16 protein-coding genes and 3 pseudogenes are annotated in these 20,590 nt (G+C 59.5%); 17 read left to right on the forward strand and 2 right to left on the reverse strand.

Annotation, left to right across the window (positions count from 1 at the left end):
* Positions 1–374 precede the first annotated feature (374 nt).
* The gene (locus tag ETW23_RS03570; RefSeq protein ID WP_134829144.1) at positions 375–2,300 is read left to right on the forward strand and encodes a plasmid recombination protein; all 1,926 of its coding nucleotides are present in this window, start codon (positions 375–377) and stop codon (positions 2,298–2,300) included.
* A 384-nt stretch (positions 2,301–2,684) separates the two neighbouring features.
* Here ETW23_RS03570 and ETW23_RS03575 read toward each other — a convergent pair whose 3' ends face one another.
* A complete protein-coding gene (locus tag ETW23_RS03575; protein WP_134829145.1) occupies positions 2,685–3,044 on the reverse strand; it encodes a hypothetical protein in 360 nt (119 codons plus the stop codon).
* A 519-nt stretch (positions 3,045–3,563) separates the two neighbouring features.
* Positions 3,564–4,127, reverse strand: coding sequence for an EF-hand domain-containing protein (locus ETW23_RS03580; RefSeq protein WP_247676739.1), 564 nt, complete (start codon positions 4,125–4,127; stop codon positions 3,564–3,566).
* Positions 4,128–4,299: 172 nt separating this feature from the next.
* Here ETW23_RS03580 and ETW23_RS03585 point away from each other — a divergent pair, with 172 nt between their 5' ends.
* From ETW23_RS03585 to ETW23_RS26695, 16 genes and pseudogenes are all read left to right on the forward strand, one after another.
* A complete protein-coding gene (locus ETW23_RS03585) occupies positions 4,300–5,025 on the forward strand; it encodes a response regulator (RefSeq protein WP_134829146.1) in 726 nt (241 codons plus the stop codon).
* A complete protein-coding gene (locus ETW23_RS03590) occupies positions 5,022–6,422 on the forward strand; it encodes an ATP-binding protein (RefSeq protein ID WP_134829147.1) in 1,401 nt (466 codons plus the stop codon). Before ETW23_RS03585 ends, ETW23_RS03590 begins: the two co-directional genes overlap by 4 nt.
* A 13-nt stretch (positions 6,423–6,435) precedes the next feature.
* Entirely contained in the window at positions 6,436–6,762 is a 327-nt protein-coding gene (locus tag ETW23_RS03595) for an SHOCT domain-containing protein (protein ID WP_247676738.1), read from the forward strand.
* A 176-nt stretch (positions 6,763–6,938) separates the two neighbouring features.
* A pseudogene (locus ETW23_RS03600) lies at positions 6,939–7,525 on the forward strand (L,D-transpeptidase).
* Positions 7,526–7,917: 392 nt separating this feature from the next.
* Positions 7,918–8,010, forward strand: coding sequence for a twin-arginine translocation signal domain-containing protein (locus ETW23_RS03605; RefSeq protein ID WP_134829148.1), 93 nt, complete (start codon positions 7,918–7,920; stop codon positions 8,008–8,010).
* A complete protein-coding gene (locus ETW23_RS03610; protein ID WP_134831252.1) occupies positions 8,007–9,311 on the forward strand; it encodes a multicopper oxidase family protein in 1,305 nt (434 codons plus the stop codon). Before ETW23_RS03605 ends, ETW23_RS03610 begins: the two co-directional genes overlap by 4 nt.
* 89 nt (positions 9,312–9,400) lie before the next feature.
* Positions 9,401–9,780 (forward strand): annotated as a pseudogene (locus ETW23_RS03615) (cytochrome c).
* A gap of 5 nt (positions 9,781–9,785) precedes the next feature.
* Positions 9,786–10,517 carry a DsbA family protein gene (locus ETW23_RS03620; protein ID WP_134831253.1) on the forward strand — a complete coding sequence of 244 codons (732 nt, stop codon included), beginning with the start codon at positions 9,786–9,788 and terminating at the stop codon, positions 10,515–10,517.
* Positions 10,518–10,856: 339 nt separating this feature from the next.
* A complete protein-coding gene (locus tag ETW23_RS03625; protein ID WP_134829149.1) occupies positions 10,857–11,417 on the forward strand; it encodes a TVP38/TMEM64 family protein in 561 nt (186 codons plus the stop codon).
* A gap of 544 nt (positions 11,418–11,961) precedes the next feature.
* Positions 11,962–12,336 carry a DUF5676 family membrane protein gene (locus tag ETW23_RS03630; protein WP_167738071.1) on the forward strand — a complete coding sequence of 125 codons (375 nt, stop codon included), beginning with the start codon at positions 11,962–11,964 and terminating at the stop codon, positions 12,334–12,336.
* Between the two features lie 60 nt (positions 12,337–12,396).
* Positions 12,397–13,782, forward strand: a complete 1,386-nt coding sequence (locus tag ETW23_RS03635; protein WP_134829150.1) for an MBL fold metallo-hydrolase RNA specificity domain-containing protein — start codon at positions 12,397–12,399, stop codon at positions 13,780–13,782.
* Positions 13,779–15,284 carry a thymidine phosphorylase family protein gene (locus ETW23_RS03640; protein WP_134829151.1) on the forward strand — a complete coding sequence of 502 codons (1,506 nt, stop codon included), beginning with the start codon at positions 13,779–13,781 and terminating at the stop codon, positions 15,282–15,284. The genes ETW23_RS03635 and ETW23_RS03640 overlap by 4 nt, the downstream gene beginning before the upstream one ends.
* A 59-nt stretch (positions 15,285–15,343) precedes the next feature.
* Positions 15,344–16,183: a ribose-phosphate diphosphokinase gene (locus tag ETW23_RS03645; protein ID WP_254695196.1), complete on the forward strand. Its 840-nt coding sequence runs from the start codon at positions 15,344–15,346 to the stop codon at positions 16,181–16,183.
* Positions 16,184–16,293: 110 nt separating this feature from the next.
* Positions 16,294–18,590: pseudogene (locus tag ETW23_RS03650) on the forward strand (copper-translocating P-type ATPase).
* A gap of 241 nt (positions 18,591–18,831) precedes the next feature.
* On the forward strand, positions 18,832–20,217 hold the full coding sequence (locus ETW23_RS03655) for an APC family permease (protein WP_134829153.1): 1,386 nt from the start codon (positions 18,832–18,834) through the stop codon (positions 20,215–20,217).
* Positions 20,214–20,504: a DUF2933 domain-containing protein gene (locus tag ETW23_RS26695; RefSeq protein WP_082649436.1), complete on the forward strand. Its 291-nt coding sequence runs from the start codon at positions 20,214–20,216 to the stop codon at positions 20,502–20,504. Before ETW23_RS03655 ends, ETW23_RS26695 begins: the two co-directional genes overlap by 4 nt.
* Positions 20,505–20,590: the final 86 nt, after the last annotated feature.

Genomic DNA, 20,590 nt, shown 5'->3' on the forward strand with positions numbered 1-20,590 from the left:
GGCCCGTTGCAATTGTGTGCAACTAAATGCAATATGCACCCATTGAATCTGAATGTCAACTGCACACAAGTGAACACATGGCCAGAACATCAGCGATATCTGTACGAGTGACTGAAGAAACCAAGAAAGCCGTAGAAAAGGCAGCGGCGGAGGATGATCGGTCTGTAGCCTCTTTTGTGGAACGGCTTCTGATCGCGCACCTTAAAGAACAAGGGTATCTGCAAAAGTAAGTGCGGGCGCCTGGAGGAAATGACCCAGGTGTCTGGTTCCAACTTCGCATGATCGGCTTGCTGCCCTTCCAGATTATCGAAAAACAATAAGTCATCCCAGGCCCCCGGCAGGGCGGGTCCAGCAGGCTGCTGGCCGCAGGAAGCATGTTTGGGCGGAGCCCGGACTGCGACCGAGGAGGGGATCGAAGGGGGTATCCCCCTCGCGAACGGCAAGTTGCAATCCTGGGGCCCAGCCAGGATTGCAACTTGCATAGTGAGTACAAGCCTCACAAAAACAAAAATAAGCCTATCGGGATTTTCTTCGTCTTCGCGGAGACTCAGATCAGAGAAGCAGATCCGAGCAGCAAGATGACAGTACAGCCCAAGTTTACCAACTCAAAGCCAGTAATAATTGATGAAGCACCTGTCGTGCTGCGCTTTGCAGGCTTGTTCCCGCAGGGCCTCGGCAAGTTCAAGATGCATGACGAGCGCGGCGGCGGCGACCTGGATCATGTCGACCAGGAGCTGTCGCGGCTGAACCAGGTGCTGGCCGGCGAGCCGGGCTGGCAGCAGCAGATACGCGGCGAAATTGCTGAGATGCGCCGTCACAATCACGAGGAGCATTTGCGTGCCCTCAGAGCCAAGTCACGCATGAAGGACGCGAGGAAGCTGGAGGCGGAAGGGCCTGCAGACCCCTGGCGGTCCTGCAGCAGGGGCCCGCTTCGTGAAGGGATCATCACTGTCAATAAAGACTGGTTTGGCGGGGCAGGTCTGTTGGAATGGGATCCGGAACGTGTCTCTGCTTTCCGCAAAACGGCCATGTCGTTCCTCTGTGAAAATTTTCCAAGCGGGCAGCTGCGCTATGCAAGCGCCCACGTCGATGAAGAAGCTTACCATATCCACTTTGTCGTGGCCGTTTGGACCGAGAAACCATCCGCCAACCGCGGGCATCAGATTCTGCTGCAGGCATCTGAGAACCCGCTCATCAAAAGCTATGAGCATGCCCAGGATCTTGCCGGAGAAGCTTTTGAGACAATTGGGCTCGCCAGGGGGGAGCGCCGTGCCGAGGCCCGGCGTCAGGCGCGGGCAGAGGGAAAACCTCTGCCCGAAAAGCGACAGCATGTGCCGCCGTCAAAATGGCGTGCCGAGGAGCGCCAAAAGGCGCAGGCGGAGAAGAAACGCATCCTGGGCGATGCCCAGGATGAAGCAAAGGCGACCGTTGAAAACGGCCGGGACCTGGCCAAGGCCACGGTCAAGAAATCGCGCAAGCGCGCCATCAAAGAAGCGCGGGCCCGCAAACAGCGGACCGCGCAGGAAACGGCAAAGATGATCCGCCGCCGCAATACGGCGGAGGCAGAGGCTGTGCAGAATAAAAAAGCGGCTGACGCCGCGAATGCTCTGAAAAGGGAAATTGTGGCCGAGGTCGGGGCATTGGAGCCGAGGGTAAAGGGGTATGAGGCAAGGGCGGAGGAAGCTGCAGAAAAGTTCCGGGCCGAGACGGCAGCGCGGAAGGCCGAAGAGGAAAAACGCGCACGGGTTATCCAAGAAAGGCAACAGGCCGAGCAGGTGCTGAACGCCAAGAAGGCGGAGAAATCTGATCTGGCCGCTCAACTGCGGCTGCTAGTTCAGCACCGCCGTCAGGCAGAGAAAGCAGTTGCTGAGGCTCAGGCTGCCCGGCTGGCTGAGGAGAAGAGGCTGCAGGAGGCAGAAGAAAAGGTCCGGTTGAAGGCAACGGAGGCAGAGGTCATCACGGATGCCATCGAGTCCGGGTTGGATCTGGTTGCTGATGGTGCGATTTGCTGGCGGGAGGCGTCTGCGGATCAGCAGGCAGGCTTGACTTGGGGCGCGGCCGCCCCGGATACCAAGGGTGCGCGGGCCGAAACGCTGAAAGAAATCCGTCCAGCGATGCCGATGGTCACGCGCATTGCTCAACTGGTGGCCCGGACCTTGAAACGCGTCCTCGCCAAGGAGCGGCAAAAGCTGAAGCAGGACGCGGATTATGTTCGCGCCCTGCGTCAGAAATGGGAACCGGAAGATGCAGCGCGGCTGTCGAGGATCTCGCTCGGTGGGATAGACAGCGGACCGAAATAGGGCCGATTGCTGCCTTTTGCTGCGTGAAAAGCCAAGGTTTGCTGTGCCGGACAAAACCGACCTTGGATTTTTCTCTTCGCTGGCGCAGCATCGCTCTGCGCATGCGGCGGGCTTCTCGCTGCATTGCAACCCTAGTCACGGAAGCGGTCATTGCTTGCTGGGTTCGAACGGTAGATCGAAACCGCGCTTTCTCTGCATGGCGTTTGGACACGAAAGACGCGGGACTAATTGCCGATCGGTGCAACTATTCAAACGACCGCCTTTTTAGCATGTGTACGCAGTGACGCGTTATGAGAGAGTGGAAGACTTACTCCATTGCGATTGGCGAAAGTGAAAGAATATTTCCGAGCCGACTTCAGGGTTGATCTGACGCTTTGCTGGCTTTCAGGATGTTGCTGTTGTGCAGAGCATAGCCCAAAGGTCGTGCTGCCAATCGCCGTTGGAGGTGGCTGTGTTGATCATGAATCTTTTGAGACCAGTGTCGACATATGCTGGTTCTCCGCATTTAACCCGAACCGGGTGTTTCCTAGTGTCGTCGTAGAGAACTGTGCCGTTCGCATCTGTTTGAACCAGTTTGATGGCCACTTCAAAGTCGAAGTCTTCCTCGCTGGTGACCTGGTAATGGGTCACGCTCAATTGAACCATGGTGGCGTCCGGGAAACTGGCTGTGTGAAAGACTGTCTGTTGACCCGCGCTAGGCGTGGCAACAAGAAGAAGGCCAAACACTATTGGAAGGATATACATATCCCAACTCCCGCAGCGCTCGCCTCGTGACAAAAATAGCACAAATTGCCGCTGCGCACGATTCGAAAATTTGAAACGTAATGAGCTGTTCCTATCTCCGATGCGCCCCGCGTTGGACCCAGATGCCGCAGGCCGGCGCCAGAATGTTTAACAAACGTAGCATTTTAGAGCTTTCGCGCCGACAGGTCGGATGAGCTGTCCGGAAAGACGTGACGGCCGGTAATCTGCTCCACGGTCCACCGGGAACGCGTCCAGCAGCTGCGTGTTTCCGTGTCTCGGAAACGGTGCGAATGCATCATTTGCGGAAATGACACGGGTACGGTTATGGGGCGAGAAAAGGGATCTACTTTGCATTAGCAATCTGCAAGCGAGTAGCTGTTCGATCACCCGCCCCAAGCTTGCCGCTGCTTAGAAGTACAGCAAAGATGCCCAGCTTTTAGGGGATACGTTGAGATACTTGCCCCTAGAAAGGATGCCATCAGGCTGTGCCAGGTGGCATCCAGTAAAGTGTCTTGAGGATCAGTTATCCTTTGGCTGGTCCATCATGCCGTCGCCAGGCTGATCGCTTTCGGCTTGCGGGCCGCTGTGGGCCATGCCGGATCCTGCCATCATCTGCTTCATGCGGGCAGTCTGGGCAGAGATCTCTTCCTCGGACACCGCGCCGTCGCCGTCCGCATCCAGGTGTTGAAAACGGTCTACCATTTGTTCGCGGATTATAGCGCTGTGAAAGGATTCGAACTCATCGATCGAAAGCGTGCCATTGTTGTCCGCGTCGTACTCCTTCAGAGCGGATTGAAGTTTTTCCGCCAACATGCCGGGTTTGCCCATGCCCAACATCTGGCGGTCCATCATGGCGCTGCCCATGGCGTGCCGCCCGTGCATCTGCATCATCATGTCATGCATTCGCTTCATATCAGACATCATACCTCGGCCCATCATCTGCGAATCTGCATTTTGTTGCATCATGCCTGATGTATTGGCGCCGGGTTTGCCGCCGTGGCCGTGGCTGGCCTCTGCCAGTGCTGCGCCCGCCATTGTGCCGGATACCGCGAGAGTGAGCGCGAGAAGTTTCAAATTCGTCATGTCCAGACCTTTCCCAGAGTGTTTGGATACAGCCAATCTGGGATGTCAGGGGTGAGCTTGCCAGAGCGCGGGGGCGGGGAATTGTATCGCTCTGTCACAGCCGAAGCAGTTGATACATTCTGCGACAAAACTCTGCAGGACCATTTGCAGCAATAACCTATAATCGATGCAAATGAATGAAATGCCTCATATTCTCGTCGTTGACGATCACCGTGAAATCCGGGCCGCGGTAACACGATACCTGGAAAAGAACGGCATGCGCGCAACTGCAGCGCAAGACGCGGCGGAGATGGATGCGAAACTGGCAACCGGGCATTTCGATCTGATTGTTCTGGACGTGATGATGCCGGGCGAAGACGGGTTGTCGGTCTGCCGGAGACTGTCTGGGGAAGGCGGTATCCCAATCCTTATGCTGACGGCCCTTGGGCAGGATACAGACCGTATAGTCGGCCTGGAAATCGGTGCCGACGACTATTTGTCCAAGCCTTTCAATCCGCGTGAGCTCTTGGCACGCATCAAAGCGATCTTGCGCCGCACCGATCGTTCCGAACCATTGGCAGGCCGCTTGGCTGGTAAAAACGTTCGGTTTTCCCAGTGGGTGCTGGACAGCGACCGACGTGTCCTCATTGACGACATCGGGCAGGAAACTGCCCTGACCGGTGCCGACTTCAAGCTGTTGACGGTTTTGCTGGAGCGGGCGCGTTTGGTCCTGAGCCGGGATCAGCTTATGGACTTAACCGCGGGCCGGCGGGCGCCGCCGCTGGATCGGACAATAGACAACCAGATCAGCCGCTTGCGCCGCAAGATTGAGCAGGACCCCATGCAACCGCGCCTGATCATCACCGTGCGCAACGGAGGCTATAGCCTGGCCGCAGATGTGGAGGTGATGGACCGATGAGGCGTGTCCTCAACAGTCTGCGCGGCCAACTGGTGCTGTTGGTGATCCTGGCGCTGGCCGCCGCTCAGGCGGTCAGCCTTTGGCTATTTGTCGACGAGCGCAGTTTGGCGGTACGCGCGGCTCTCGGAGCGGAAACTGCTGGGCGTGCCGCCAATGTTGCCCGGCTGATCGAAGAAGCGCCTGCAAGTCTGCACGCCTCGATTCTGCGGGCTGCGAATTCGCCGCTGGTACGGTTCGGTATCGCACCGGAGCCCGAAGTCGAACATATGACGCATAACGGCAATGGGATTGTCGAAGAGCGAGTGCGGGCACTGCTGGATGGTAACTTCAGCCGCGAGATCCGGGTTGAGCTGCATGAGGTTGATGGCGCGGATCTACCGCTGCCGCACCTCGATCAGGAAATGGCCGCCATGCACCGGGAAATGATGCGCGGGCACATGTCGGCGATTGAATTGAAGCTGTCCCTTGCGTTGTCTGGCGGCCAATGGCTTAATGTTGGTACCCGGTTCGAACGTCCGCCTCTGCAATGGCCGCTTTATTCGACACTGACTTTTGCGCTTACCGCGGGCTTCATTCTAATTGTTGTATTCTGGTTCCTGATGAGCCGGGTAACGGGGCCGCTGCGCAGGCTTTCCGTTGCTGCTGACCGGTTGGGGAGGGGAGAAGATGTGGACGCACTGCCTGCGGTTGGGCCATGCGAAGTGCAGGATCTGACTGGTGCGTTTAACCGGATGCAAGAACGGCTGAAACGATTTGTTGCAGATCGTACCCGGCTGCTGGCGGCGTTGGGCCATGACCTTCGATCGCCTTTGACAGCTATGCGGGTCAGGGCTGAATTTGTCGACGAGGAGGAAACCCGGGACAGCCTCATTTCTTCGATCGAGGAAATGCAGAGCATGGTAGACTCGGTATTGGCTTTCGCCCGGGGGCTGGCGGTATCCGAGCCGCAAGAGGTGTGTGAACTGGGCCAGTTCCTGGAACAGCTGCGCGCTGATATGCTTGATCGCTTCGATTTACATCCAGGGGCGACGACAAAAGTCGGCCTGCGGCCAAATGCGATGCGGCGGGCTTTGCGCAACGTGATCGAGAACGCGCTGCGCTATGGTGGCTGGGCGCGGGTTGGATATGGGATCGATGGCAAAAACGCTTTGATCACGGTGGTAGACTCCGGCCCAGGTATCCCTGAGGAAGATTTGGAGCGGGTGTTTGACCCGTTTCTGCGGCTGGAGGCGTCGCGGTCGCTGGAAACCGGCGGCTACGGGCTTGGCTTATCCATCGCCCGTACGATTACGCGGGCTCATGGCGGCGACATTACCTTGGTCAACCGTCCAGATGGCGGGCTGCTGGCGACGCTCGCAATCCCTCTTGCGAAGGATCAAACCGAAATTGAAACGTGAACCGGAGACAAAGATGAAACGACAGGTTGCAACTCTGGCAATTGTGCTTCTGCCCTTGGCTTCTGCTGTGGCTTGGGCGGATACTTCGGGTGACTGGGACCGGGGATATGGCCACATGATGTGGGCAGGTGGCTTCGGTATGCTCGGCGCCCTGATGATGCTGCTGTTCTGGGGGGCGTTTATTGTTCTCATCGTAGTGGCGGTGCGATGGCTGACTGACAAGCGTAGCGCGGGCCCGGACACCTCCAGTGACGCGCTGAAGGTGCTGCGCAGCAGGTTCGCCCAAGGTGAAATTGACGAAGAGGAGTTCAGGCGCCGCAAGGCCGCACTCGACGAATGACATCTCATGCTCCGCGTATTGCGGCGCGTGTCAGGGACTGAGCTGGAAGCCGGGGCTCGCGAAGAAATGGCCGGCAAACAGATGTGCTGATTATCGAAGGTGCAGGGCGGGTGTTAATCTCTGGCAGGGGCTCAGAGGACTATACGGTACCGGTGAAACAGCCAGAAGGAGGAGTTATGCTGAGACGGGATTTCATTGCCGGGGCAGGGGCGTTGACGGTGCTGGGTTCAAAGGGCAGCGCGCATACGCCAACGCTTCCGGTCTACGATATGCCCGAAGAGCTTTTGCCGCGCGAGGTGCGCATCCAGAACGACCTTACGCCATATGAGGTGCATGTGGATCCAGAGCAGTTCGCGCTGTACTGGACGCTGCCTGAGGGCCGCGCGATCCGTTTTGCGGTCGGGGTTGGCCGGCCTGGCCTGTATGAGGCGGGTGAATTCTATGTCGGCGCCAAAAAGGTGTGGCCCAGCTGGAAGCCGACACCGGATATGATACGGCGCGAACCGCACCGCTATGCCAGGTTTGCCGATGGCATGCCCGGCGGTCTCGGTAATCCACTTGGCTCACGCGCGCTTTATCTGTTTCAGCCCGGGCGCGGGATACGTTTCTGCGTATTCACGGCACCAATGAACCGGACACAATCGGACGGCGCGTGTCGAATGGTTGTGCAAGGTTGGTAAACGATCAGATGATCAACCTCTACGACAGGGTGCCGTTGGATACCCGGGTTGTGCTTCACCCCGTGGTGAACTTGCCTACCTGAGGTTGCGCATAGGACTTGCCGGTTGTCGGGTAGGCAGAGTTCGGTCCGAGATGCAGAGAGATGCGTCCCCAAACGTTCACTAACCGCACCACGGCCTTGGCAGGGGCGCGGTGTGGGAGCTCTAGAAGCCTGTCATGGAAAAGCAGGCGCGCGGGCCCGTCCTAAGAACTTGGGCGAATGTGTCTGGGATACTCTCGGATACGAAAATGGTGATGAGGCGGCATTGACGTTCCCATGCTGGAAGGCGGCAGTGCAAAGCCAAGGGAGACGCGGTTTGGAAGCAGTAGAGGCATACCGCCCTCCGCCAAACTGAGTGAATGTTCTGATTATTGAGATAATCAGAACATCAGTGAACCGTCCCTCGCGGTTCGCTTGTCTGAGAGGAAAGAGAAATGTTTTCAAGACGAGGGTTTCTGACAGCGGCGGGTGCCGCTGGCGTGTTGGCGGAATTGCCGGTCCGGGGGATGCCCTGGTGCCGGACATGATGGAGTTGCGCGCCACCGTCAAAGCGGTGCAGCTACTGCCGTCAGACTACCCAAAAACTGAGATTTGGGGTTATTCAGACGGCACGCCGGGACCGGAAATCCGGGTGCCCCAAGGCGGCCGGGTGCAACGGCGTTTTGTCAACGATCTGCCGCAGGCAAGCACGGTCCATTGGCACGGCATCCGCGCGGCGAATTCGATGGATGGGGTTGCTGGGCTTACCCAGGCACCGGTTCAGCCACGGGGCAGCTTCGACTATGATTTCACCGTTCGGGATGCAGGCACCTATTGGTATCACGCGCACAACCGGTCCGTCGAACAGGTGGCGCGCGGACTGCACGGCCCGCTCATTGTTGACGAAAAGGCACCTCCGGATATTGACCGGGATGTCACACTGGTACTCGATGACTGGCTGCTGGAGCCGGATGGCGGGCAGCTAAATCCAGACTTCGAGACGCGCCGCGACCGTTCACATGCTGGCCGGTTGGGCAATTTTATTTCGACCAACGGACAGTCAGCTTGGGCCAGGACGGTGAAGCGGCACGAGCGGCTTCGGCTCCGGCTGATCAATGCCTCCAACGCCAGGTTTTTCCTGCTGGCGCTGGTCAACTTCGAGGGCTGGGTGATGGCGCTGGACGGGATGCCGCTGCCAGCACCCAAGACTGTTTCGGGAGATTTACTGCTCTGTCCCGGCCAGCGTGCTGATCTCCTTGTAGACGTCACAGCCGGAGACGGCGAAGAGGCGTTTCTCGCGCGGATCGAGGACAATCAAGGCTATGCCCAGGCTGCCTTCCCGGTGCGCGGCGTGTCCAGTAGCGCCCGGCGCGGCTCCCCGGCGCCGCTTCCGCCGAACCCGGCGATGCAGGTGACGGGGTTGAATGCCGCGAGGGAGCTGCGGCTCGACATGGCTGGCGGAGCAATGGGTTCGCTGCGCAGTGCTGTTCTTAACGGGCAGAACACCGGGTTCCAGCGAATGGTGGAGGCGAACCAGTTCTGGGCCTTCAACGGTACTGTTGGCATGACGCAGACTCCGCTGGCCACGGTGGCGCGGGGCGAGACTGTCCGGGTCACAGTGTCCAACGACACAGCATTCCCGCACGCTATGCATCTGCACGGGATGCATTTCCGCACCGTAAATGCCGATGGCTCGATGGGCCACCTGCGCGACACGCTTCTCAGCTTTGCCGGCGAAAGCCACGAGATTGCATTTGTTGCCGATAATCCCGGCGATTGGGCATTCCACTGTCACATGCTTTCGCATGCGGCCTCTGGCATGATGACCTGGATCCGGGTGCAGGCATGACGCGGGCGGTCATCAGTGCGGCGGCGGTGCTGGCGGTCGCCGGAGTTGCGGCGGCGTGGGTTTTCCGGCCTTCTTTCCCGGTCGCGCCAATGGCTGATGCGGTGTCAGTTGCACAGGGAAAGGTGCTCTATGCGGAGTACTGTGCGTCTTGCCACGGGGCAAATCTTGAGGGCCAGCCGAATTGGCGCAGCCCAGGGGAGGATGGCCGCCTGCCGGCGCCTCCGCATGATGAGACGGGCCACACTTGGCACCATTCTGACCGAATGCTGTTCGAATATACCAAATTGGGGGGCAGGCTGCGCTAGCAAACAGCGGAGTCGCCTTGGACAGCGGCATGCCAGGCTTTGGCAGCCAGCTGAGTGATGCGCAAATTCGCGGTATCCTGAATTTCATAAAATCAGCTTGGCCCGAGCGCGAGCAGCGGTACCAAGCAGAAAGAACAGAAGTAGAAGCCCAGCAAGAAGGATGAAACCAATGATCCGTCCTAAACGTATATTGCCGGTACTCTGTCTTACCTTTTTGCCTTTGCCCGGCTTGGCCAAAGAATTGACAGAGGCGGAGATCAAGCAACTGGTCTATGAGGCAATCCTGGAGCGGCCCGAAATCATCATGCAGGCGGTCGAAATGTTGCAGCGTGACCAGGACGCCGCCAAAGCTGAAGCTGCTCGGGTGGTTCTTGACAACAACCGTGCCACGCTGGAACGCGATCCCAACGCCCCGGTTCTGGGCAATCCCGAAGGGGATGTGACGGTTGTCGAGTTCTTCGACTACAACTGCCCCTATTGCCGCCGTGCGATGGCTCCGGTGCAGGGGCTGCTGAAAGATGATGCCAATATCCGGCTGGTCTACCGCGAGTGGCCCATCCTGGGTGACGGGTCTGTCTTTGCCGCACGTGCCGCTCTGGCTTCGCGCAAACAAGGAAAGTACGAAGAATTCCATTGGGCTCTGATGGGAATGCAGGGCAGGGCTACGGAGGCTTCGGTCATCCGTATCGCACGTGAAACCGGGCTGGACGTGGAACAGCTGCGCCGGGACATGGAAACGCCGGAAGTGGAGGAGCACATTGCGACTTCCATGGCGCTGTCACGTAAACTTGGTTTTAACGGCACGCCATCGTTCGTGATTGGCGAAAACTTAGTTCCCGGCTTTGTTGAGCAACCGCAACTGCAAGAATTGGTAAAACAGGCACGCGAAGCTGCGGAGTGACGACGATTGCTCTATTGCGGTCAACAGCACTTAGGGCCGGTGCAATATTGCTTGGAAAACTCGCATGTTTTGTATCCGACTGTCGCAAAGCGCTTCGCTACGACTGAGCGATACATTTGCCCATCCGGGCAAGGTGGATCGGCCAATCCTAAATGTCCTAGTCTGTGGAAGATGGCGATACATCAATAAACGCGCCAACGATTTCGACGAGGAAGGCACATGCTGCGCATAGGACGATTACCGGATTTCCGTCGCCGCCACAGGTCGGTGCTAGCGGTTGTGGCCGTCGCTTTGTTGCTGGTGCTTGTTCTTTGGAGGGCTGATGCTTTGCCGCCTGCAATGACGCGTGCAGACATAACAGCCTGGGTCGATGCAGCTGGCATCTTGGGGCCGCTGGTGATCGTAGGGCTCATGACTATGGCGATCGTTGCCAGCCCTTTGCCTTCAGCTCCTGTAGCGGTGGCAGCCGGGGCGGCCTACGGGCATGTGCTGGGTACCGGTCTCGTTGCACTGGGGGCCGAGTTGGGAGCGATCATCGCCTTTCTGATTGCCCGGCGGTTGGGGCGCTCGGCTATCCAGCGCTATCTGGGTGCTAAGCTTGAGACAGGTCTCATGGGATCGCAGAATGCACTGATGCTGACGGTGTTTGGCAGCCGTCTTTTGCCCTTCGTTTCATTTGACTTGATCAGCTATGCAGCAGGGCTGACTGCATTGCGGTTCTGGCGCTTCGCACTCGCAACCGCGGCTGGCATTTTGCCAGCGAGCTTCATCCTGGCGCATCTTGGCAGTGAGCTGGCCGGGCCTGATGGACCTGGTGCCATCTGGGCAGTGCTGGGGCTAGGGCTGATGACCGGAGCACCTCTTCTTTGGGCAACCTGGAAGCGAGAGCAAGGCGGTTGAGGCAAATCAAGGCCTCCGGGCAAATAACATGTAGACTTGAGTAGTCATTTGGAGAAGCGGATCGTGGGAGTTGCAGGAGTAACGTACAGGAGAATTGGACTGCGGCGGCTTCGCTCGGCGCTTCACCTGACTCTGGTCCTGCTGTTGTCTGCAATTCTGATGGCGTCTGCGGGGGCGGACCGAACGGTAGGTGCAGAGCATTCAGTATCTGGCTATTGCCATGTTCAGGCCTTAGCTGCGGATTATGGGCTGCAAGAGTCTATTCAGCACGATCGAAGCCTCTACAGCGTGCCTGCGTCTTTGGGTGGCTGTGGACTGCATGCAATGTGTCACGCTGTAGCTCTATTCCCAATATTCCTGATGCCTGAATGGAAGCCGGAAATGTCGGTTGCCGTACTCAATATCCGGCTGCTTGCGGACGGAATAGCCCTTTCACCGTCTCCACACCCTCCGAATTTTTCCTGAACCAACAACCCGGTCCAGTTGAGCGCCCAGCCAAGCGGCCCGGTTCACATGCTGTGTGGTGTGTTCAGGAGTTCGAGAAGTGTTTTCCATACTCTATTTTGCGACTGCAGCGCTGCTAGTCTTTGTTGTGCTGCGGCTTGGATGCGGCCCTTGCGCAACGGGTCAAGTTTCTGAGGTCGGCCCCGAAAACGTGATGGCGCCCCCGCGTATCCCTGTCGTCAAGCTGGGCTGGGCGCTGAGCATATTCCTGGCCGTGACTTATATGCTGTGTGTCGGCTTCGATCTGATCTTTCCGCAGTATGCGATGTACCGCGCTTGGATCTCGCTGATGCCTGGCATGACGTGGCTCACAGCAACTTCCTTCCTGATCGGTCTAGCAGAAGCCTTTGCCTACGGTTGGTTCGTGGCACTCGTATTTGGGCCAATTTTCAACGTGATCGCCGCGCGTGGATGAGGCGCAACAAGTCACCTTGCTACCCTAAAGCGTTCGGAGCAAAAGAAGAGGAGACGTGCAATGAGCAAGTCACAGCAACCGACCCTGCGCTTCCTCGGGGCCACCGGGACCGTCACTGGATCCCGCTACCTCGTTGAATGGCGCAGTCGCAGGATCCTGATCGATTGCGGACTGTTTCAAGGGTTCAAGCAGCTCCGCTTACGCAATCGGAAGCCTTTTCCGGTCCGGCCTCGATCTATCGATACTGTTCTCCTGACACATGCACATCTCGATCATTCCGGCTATATCCCTGCGCTGGTTAAGGCAGGGTTCGCGGGCAAGGTCATTTGCACACAATCGACTAAGGAATTGTGCGGCTTGATCCTGCCCGACAGTGGACATCTGCAGGAGGAAGAGGCGTCCTTTGCCCGCCGTAAGAAGTTTTCGGTCCATGCCCGCCCGACCCCCCTTTACACGCGAAAGGATGCGCAGAAGGCGCTGAGCAAGCTGGAAACTGTGCCATTCGACATGCCAGTCGATTTAGGCGACGGGATCACGGCCAACTTCATCCCGGCAGGGCATTTGCTCGGAGCGGCGCAAATACGATTATGCCTTGGTAGCACGGAATTGCATTTCAGCGGTGACCTCGGCCGTCAAAGCGACCCTTTGATGCGCTCTCCAACCCCGTTTGCGGGGGCGGACGTCCTCGTGTGTGAATCCACCTATGGCAACCGCCAGCATGAGCCTGTCGATGCCGAAGCGCAGCTCTCCCGTGTTATCCGCCGAGTTATCGGGCGGGGCGGAACAATCCTAATCCCGGCCTTTGCGGTAGGGCGGGCACAGGGGCTGATGTATCACATCGCGCGGCTTCGCAAACGCGGTGATATTCCCGAAGTGCCGGTCTTTCTAAACAGCCCGATGGCAACAAATGCCACCGAGATTTATCACCGCCATCACAAGGAGCATAAGGTCAGCTGGGCCGAATGCTCGGATATGTTTGAGCTCGCCAAGCGTGTGCGTTCTGTCGAAGAATCCAAGCAGCTCAACACCATGCCTTTCCCCAAAATCATCATTTCAGCCAGCGGCATGCTGACTGGAGGACGTATTCTGCATCACGTTCTTTCATATGGAGGAGACCGCCGGAACGCGATCCTGTTGTCGGGGTTCCAGGTCGGCGGCACGCGCGGTGCCGCGCTTGCCGCCGGAGCGGATCACTTGCGCATCTTTGGGCGTGACATCCCGATCGAGGCCGAGGTGATCTCTCTAGGCAGCTTGTCCGGCCATGCCGATGCCGACGAGCTGCTTGAATGGCTGGGCGCTGCGCCGGTTCCTCCCCGGATGACCTATGTGACTCACGGTGAGCCAGAAGCGGCGGACGCGCTGCGTTTTCGCGTCAACCATGAACTGGGCTGGAAAGCGAGGGTGCCAGAGCATCTCGAAACAATCCGTTTGGAGACGCCGCGATGACACGTGAGAGACATTGCCTTCCGCTAGTACGGGCAGAAATAGACACTTACAGCCAGCCTGTCGTCTTCATGCATCAGGACTGCCATGTTTGCCGCGCCGAAGGATTTCGTGCGCTGACCCGGGTGCGGATCGCCTGCGGCGGACGGTCGGTGATTGCATCGCTGAACGTTGTCACCGGGGCAGGATGGCTGGGGCCGGAAGCGGCAGCGCTATCCGACGCGGCTTGGGCAGCATTGCGGCCAAGGCTGGGTGATATGGGCCAGTTCTCTCACCCCGAACTGCCAGAGGCGGCTTCGCTAATCCGCGCCAAGGTCTATGGTGAGCGGCTGCACCAAGCGCAATTCGCCACGATCATAAAAGATGCGATGGCACACCGGCTGTCGGATTTGGATCTGGCTGCCTTCGTAACGGCTTGTGCAGGAGAGCATCTGAGTACCTGTGAAACCATCGCTTTGACCCGTGCCATGCAGGAGGCTGGCAGATCACTGGAATGGGGCGAAGGGCCTGTGCTGGACAAGCATTGCGTTGGCGGATTGCCCGGGAACCGCACCACACCGATCGTAGTGGCCATCGCCGCGGCAGCAGGGCTTGTGATCCCCAAGACATCCAGCCGTGCCATTACTTCGCCTTCAGGGACCGCTGACACAATGGAGGTAATGGCTCCGGTGGCGCTCGATACTGCTGCCATGCGCAAGGTTGTCGAAGCGCAGGGTGGCTGCATCGTTTGGGGCGGTGCCTTGGGGCTTAGCCCGGCCGACGACATTCTGATCCGCATTGAGCGGCCTCTCGACTTTGACAGCGACGGGCAATTGGTTGCCAGCATTCTCTCCAAAAAGGCGGCGGCCGGATCGGACCGTGTCGTGATCGACATCCCTGTGGGCCCCACCGCGAAAGTGCGTTCGGAAAATGCGGCCGAAGCCCTGTCGGCGCGGCTGCGCGCCACAGCCCGGGAGATTGGATTGGACCTGGCGATTCATGTCAGCGACGGCAGCCAGCCAGTGGGCTACGGGATCGGTCCGGCACTCGAGGCAATGGATGTGCTGAAGGTGCTGCGCCATACACCGGATGCGCCGGGCGATCTGAGAGAACGGGCGCTGGTGCTGGCTGGGCTCCTGCTGGAAATGAGCGGAGAAACCGCAGGCGTTGAGCGGGCGAGGGTTTTGCTCGACAGCGGCGCAGCGGAGCATCGGTTCATGGCGATATGCGCGGCTCAGGGCGGGTTTGCCGAGCCGGCTGAGGCCCCCTACCGGATACCTGTTGAAGCCCCTCGCGATGGAGTGATCACAGCTATCGACAACCGCCTTATTGCCCGGGTGGCAAAACTGGCCGGCGCCCCGCAGCAGGCCCGCGCAGGGGTGTTGCTTATGGCGCGGCCCGGGACACTGGTCCAGCGCGGACAACCCCTGTTCGAAATCTGGGCCGAGACGCCAGGCGAATTGGCCTATGCCCGCGATTTTGCCAACGCGCAGAAAGAGATTTTCCGCATTGAGGTGCCAAAATGAGACCCGTTCTGATCCCTTTTCACAATATGCGTCCACTGGCGGATCAACTGGCGGGGCTGATGGGGGCTGATGTGGCGCCTGTGGACTTGCACCGGTTTCCGGATGGCGAGAGCCTGATAACCTTGCATAGTGATCTCGAAGGCCGCGAGGCGGTGATCTTATGTTCTTTGTGCGACCCGGACCGGCATGCGCTGCCGCTGCGCTTTGCTGCGGATACTGCGTGTGAGATGGGCGCTGTACACGCCGGTTTAGTTGCGCCCTATTTGGGGTACATGCGCCAGGACCGGAGGTTCCACTCTGGAGAGGCGGTTAGCGCCAGATTGTTCGCCCGTTTCCTCGAGGAAAGCTTTGACTGGCTTGTGACGGTGGATCCGCATCTGCATCGGATCCAGGCCCTTGATGAGTTGTTTGCCATTCCCACTGGCCGGGTTTCTGCTGCGCCACTGCTGGCACAGTGGATCGCGGAGACTGTTGATAATCCGGTGCTGGTTGGCCCCGATAGCGAAAGCCGGCAATGGGTTGCGGAGGTCGCTTCGCTCGTCGGCTGTCCATACGAGGTTTTGCGCAAGGTGCGTTCCGGCGACCGCAGAGTTGAGGTTAGCAAATCCGGCCGCCAGTGGAGATGTTCCGGCACACCAGTTCTGGTCGATGATATTGCGTCCTCGGGGCGAACATTGGTGGGGGCAATCGAAGGGCTGGTGGAATCCGGGGCCAAGCCGCCCCTGTGTGCGGTAATCCATGCAGTCTTTGCCGGGCAAGCTCACGCCGAGATTCTGGCCGCCGGGGCAAGCCAAGTCGTGACCACCGATACGATTCCTCATGAAAGCAATGCTATCGGCATCGCCCCGCTTCTAGCTGAGGCGGCAAATCATACGCTGGCTGCGTTGACCTTACAGTGACTTGAAGACTCACGATGGCGGCATTCCCCAACCGGAAGGGCAATAACATGAAAGAACTTCCCAACAAGAAAAGATCCAGTTTAGCAGACGAAGACAAATTTGTTTGTCTGATGCACCCGCACATTCGGAGCGCTGAAGCTGAAAACTGCCCGATTTGCGGCATGCACCTTGTCCCAGAAGCTGGCAAGGAAACGGCCGGTCATGCTCACCACCATGGGCACGCAGCTTTCGGGCATGGAAAAACTGCTCCGAGCGGAGGTTATGACAAGGTTCCCATTGGCTGGGAAGGCCCTGTGTATACTTGCCCAATGCACCCGGAAGTTCGGCAAACCGAGCCGAGCGCGTGCCCCCTTTGCGGGATGGGGCTGGAGCAAGAAGCAGGTTCTGCTGCGGAGGAGGGTCCAAACCCCGAACTCACCGATTTCACCCGGCGGTTCTGGGTCGGTGCAATGTTGACCGCTCCGCTGCTGGTTCTAACCATGGGGCCTTATACCGGCCTGGCAGGTGTCCGGGAAATATTCGGGGAACGCACCACGCTGTGGATCGAGCTTCTGCTTGGCACGCCGGTTGTCTGGTGGAGCGGCTGGCCGTTTCTTGTTCGCGGCTGGAACTCTTTCCGCACCATGAACCTCAATATGTTCAGCTTGATCAGCATGGGGGTGGCGGCGGCTTGGCTGTTCAGCGTTGCAGCAGTGCTTGCACCGGGCATGTTCCCTGACGGCTTCCGTGACGCCGAAGGGCATGTCGGCGTCTATTTCGAGGCTGCGGCAGTGATTGTCACGCTTGTTCTATTGGGGCAGGTAATGGAATTGCGGGCCCGGGAAGGTACCGGGCGGGCGATCCGCGCGCTGCTGGATATGGCGCCCAAGACCGCACGGGTGATCCGCATCGGTGGACAGGAAGAAGAGATCCCCCTGGATGAGGTGCAGGTGGGAGACCGGCTGAGGGTGAGGCCGGGAGACAAGGTGCCAGTGGACGGCACGGTGTTGGAGGGACGCTCCTCGGTCGACGAAAGCATGATTTCCGGAGAGCCTGTCCCGGTCGAGAAGGTCGAGAGCTCCAGTGTTACCGGTGCGACGATCAATGGCACCGGGTCATTGGTAATTGAAGCGACGAGGGTAGGGGCCGACACGATGCTGTCCCAGATCGTCGATATGGTCGCCAAGGCCCAGAAAAGCCGCGCACCCATCCAGAAATATGCCGACAAGGTGGCAGGCTGGTTTGTGCCGGCCGTGATTGCTGTTGCGGTTCTGGCTTTTGCCGGATGGGCGATCTGGGGCCCGGCTCCTGCGCTGAGCTATGGGCTGATCGCCGCGGTTGCCGTGCTGATCATCGCCTGTCCCTGTGCGCTTGGCTTGGCAACGCCGATGTCGATCATGACTGCGACCGGCCGGGGGCACAGGCCGGGGTGCTGATCAAGAACGCCGAGGCGCTTGAGCGGTTCGAAAAGGTGGACACGCTGATCGTCGACAAGACCGGCACCCTGACCGAGGGCAAGCCGCGGCTGATCGCGGTTCTGCCGGAGCCGGGCCATGACGAAGCGGAAGTGTTGCGGCTGGCGGCGACGCTGGAGAAAGGCTCGGAACATCCTTTGGCCGAGGCCATCGTGACCGGCGCGCTGGAGCGGGGTATCGGACTTGGTGATACCACGGAATTTGATGCAGTCACCGGGAAGGGGGTGCAAGGGCGTGTGGACGGTCATGCTGTGGCGCTCGGCAACCTGCGCCTGGTGGCGGACCTGGGGCTGGAGGCTGCCGGTCTGACGGCCACGGCTGATGCCCGCCGGGATCAGGGTGAAACCGTAATGTTCGTGGTGCTGGATGGCGCCGTGGCCGGCCTGGTGGCCGTTGCCGATCCGGTGAAGGAAACCACCCCCGCCGCGCTGAAGGCGCTGCATGACCTGGGCTTCCGCATCATCATGGCCACCGGCGACAATGAACGCACGGCCCGCGCCGTGGCCGGGAAGCTGGGCATCGACGAGATTCGCGCCGATGTGCTGCCGCAGGACAAAGCCCGCATCATCCGCGAGTTGCAGGAACAGGGGCGCAGCGTCGCCATGGCCGGAGACGGCGTAAATGATGCGCCCGCGCTGGCGCAGGCGGATGTCGGTATTGCCATGGGCACCGGCGCCGATGTGGCCATCGAAAGTGCGGGTTTCACGCTGGTTCAGGGCAACCTGGACGGCATCGTGCGGGCCCGCCGGCTGGCGCGGGCCACCATGCGCAACATCCGGCAGAACCTGTTCTTCGCCTTGATCTACAACGCTTCCGGGGTGCCGGTCGCGGCGGGGATACTGTTTCCGGTCTTCGGCATTCTGATCAGTCCGATGTTCGCCGCTTTTGCAATGAGCGCGTCATCAGTTTCCGTGGTGCTCAATTCCCTGCGCCTGCGTGGGGTGAAGATATGACCGGACATATTCTCATTTCCCGCGCCTCTCTCCCCGGCGTTAAAGGCGCTGCCGGACGTGGCCGCTGTGTTCAGGGCCAGACGGCCGCCGGCAGTTGTTGTAGCACTCGGCAAGTGAAAAACCGGGGCCGGGCCGCGAGCGGAGGGCGTGTCGGTGCAGGACGTCGAGCAGGCCCGCGCCGGATCGCAGACGCCACAGCAAACAGCACAGAAACCAGGCAATTAGTTCATAGGAGCCCGCGATGAGCGAGGAAAGTGAAGGACGCACCCAGGCTGCGGAGTACAAGTCCGGTTCGATCTCCCTGACCGGGGCTGTCGCCATGGGCACCGGCGTGATGATCGGGGCCGGTATCTTTGCGCTGACGGGGCAGATTGCTGGACTGGCAGGACCCTGGTTCCCTCTGTCGTTTGCCGCAGGTGCCCTGGTCACGTTGTTCAGCGCCTACAGTTATATCGCGATGTCCAATGCCTGGCCTTCTGCCGGCGGGATCGCGATGATCCTGACCAAGGCATATGGTCCGGGCACGGTGGCGGCTGCGGCCTCGGTTCTCATGGCGCTGTCGATGGTGATCAATGAGAGCCTGGTGGCGCGTACCTTTGCGACTTATGCGCTTCGGCCTTTCGGTATCGATGGCGGACCGTTGGTGCCGCTGATCGGCGTGGCGCTGATCATCTTCGCCTACATGGTCAATGTTTCCGGAAACCGCTCGGTCGGGCGCTGGTCGATCGTGATGTCCGCCGTAAAGATCGCGGGCATCGCGTTGTTCGGTATTGCGGCACTCTGGGCCAGCGGCGGGGAATGGCAATCCGGGAACGGCGGTGCAGAGACCGGCGCGCTGGGCTTTGCCGGCTCTGTGGCCCTGTCGATCCTGGCGTTCAAGGGTTTCACCACAATAACCAACAGCGGCGCGGAAATCACCGATCCGCACCGCAATGTCGGCAGGACCATCCTGATCTCAATCGCGATCTGTACCGCAGTATATCTGCTGGTGGCCTTGGCCGTCGCCACCAGCCTCAGCACGGAACAGATCCGCGCAGCGCAGGATTATGCCCTTGCGGAAGCGGCGGGCCCGGTGCTCGGGCAGGTTGGATTCTATCTGACCGTGGCGCTGGCGCTGGTGGCAACTGCGTCGGGGCTGATCGCCAGCATATTCGCCGTTTCCCGCATGCTCACTATGCTGACCGACATGAAGATGATCCCGCACAGCCATTTCGGCATGTCCGGCTCCATCCGTTCCCACATGCTGATTTATACCGTGTTTGTTGCCGGTGCATTGACCGTTCTGTTTGACCTGGGGCGCATCGCCTCGCTGGGGGCGTTCTTCTATCTGGTCATGGATATGGCGGTGCATTGGGGCGTCTGGCGGAACCTGCGGGACAAGATCGAAGTGCGCGGCTGGATCCTGCTGACTGCATTGGCTCTCGACGCGGCGGTTCTGGCGGCATTTTCGGCGATCAAGTGGCAATCGGATCCATTGATTGTGGTGATTGCCCTGGCGGCCATCGCCTTGGTGCTGCTGGCTGAGCGGTTGTTTCTTGCCCGCAACGGGCAGCGCGACAATGCAGCCGGCACACACAGCCAGCACCCCCAGCCATCTGAACATAAAGAAGAAAGGAACCTGCAATGAGTAGCGAAACCGGACAGGACAGCATCGTTCGAAACACCCCGAAGCCATCCATCTGGCGCAAATGGGGGCCATTGGCTGGGTCACTTGCCCTTGGCGCACTTGTACTGGGATGGGAATACCGTGAGTTCGTATTGCCGCTTATCTGGTCGCCGGCCTCACTTTTGGTTGCCTGCCTGGCAATGCATTTCTTGATGCACCGGGGGCATCGGGGCCACGCGGGGACACACAGTTCCGGAAGGCGCGAAAAGGAAGGGGAGGGCGCAGATGGGCCCGGCGATCCATCATAAGGGCCATCTCCGGGCGCTGTATCGGGTCAATTTTGGAGAGCGGTCCGTTGCTCCCGGGCCAACGGGGGCGGTGTGCCGGACCGTCT

The sequence above is a fragment of the Leisingera sp. NJS201 genome (genome assembly GCF_004535885.1).
In the GTDB taxonomy this organism is placed as follows: Bacteria; Pseudomonadota; Alphaproteobacteria; order Rhodobacterales; family Rhodobacteraceae; genus Leisingera.

Excerpts from the sequence above, each read along its gene's own strand:
- ETW23_RS03570 (WP_134829144.1), top strand. The coding sequence starts at position 375 with ATGTTTGGGCGGAGCCCGGACTGCGACCGAGGAGGGGATCGAAGGGGG.
- ETW23_RS03575 (WP_134829145.1), bottom strand. The coding sequence starts at position 3,044 with ATGTATATCCTTCCAATAGTGTTTGGCCTTCTTCTTGTTGCCACGCCT.
- ETW23_RS03580 (WP_247676739.1), bottom strand. The coding sequence starts at position 4,127 with ATGACGAATTTGAAACTTCTCGCGCTCACTCTCGCGGTATCCGGCACA.
- ETW23_RS03585 (WP_134829146.1), top strand. The coding sequence starts at position 4,300 with ATGAATGAAATGCCTCATATTCTCGTCGTTGACGATCACCGTGAAATC.
- ETW23_RS03590 (WP_134829147.1), top strand. The coding sequence starts at position 5,022 with ATGAGGCGTGTCCTCAACAGTCTGCGCGGCCAACTGGTGCTGTTGGTG.
- ETW23_RS03595 (WP_247676738.1), top strand. The coding sequence starts at position 6,436 with ATGAAACGACAGGTTGCAACTCTGGCAATTGTGCTTCTGCCCTTGGCT.
- ETW23_RS03605 (WP_134829148.1), top strand. The coding sequence starts at position 7,918 with ATGTTTTCAAGACGAGGGTTTCTGACAGCGGCGGGTGCCGCTGGCGTG.
- ETW23_RS03610 (WP_134831252.1), top strand. The coding sequence starts at position 8,007 with ATGATGGAGTTGCGCGCCACCGTCAAAGCGGTGCAGCTACTGCCGTCA.
- ETW23_RS03620 (WP_134831253.1), top strand. The coding sequence starts at position 9,786 with ATGATCCGTCCTAAACGTATATTGCCGGTACTCTGTCTTACCTTTTTG.
- ETW23_RS03625 (WP_134829149.1), top strand. The coding sequence starts at position 10,857 with ATGACGCGTGCAGACATAACAGCCTGGGTCGATGCAGCTGGCATCTTG.
- ETW23_RS03635 (WP_134829150.1), top strand. The coding sequence starts at position 12,397 with ATGAGCAAGTCACAGCAACCGACCCTGCGCTTCCTCGGGGCCACCGGG.
- ETW23_RS03640 (WP_134829151.1), top strand. The coding sequence starts at position 13,779 with ATGACACGTGAGAGACATTGCCTTCCGCTAGTACGGGCAGAAATAGAC.
- ETW23_RS03645 (WP_254695196.1), top strand. The coding sequence starts at position 15,344 with ATGGGGGCTGATGTGGCGCCTGTGGACTTGCACCGGTTTCCGGATGGC.
- ETW23_RS03655 (WP_134829153.1), top strand. The coding sequence starts at position 18,832 with ATGAGCGAGGAAAGTGAAGGACGCACCCAGGCTGCGGAGTACAAGTCC.
- ETW23_RS26695 (WP_082649436.1), top strand. The coding sequence starts at position 20,214 with ATGAGTAGCGAAACCGGACAGGACAGCATCGTTCGAAACACCCCGAAG.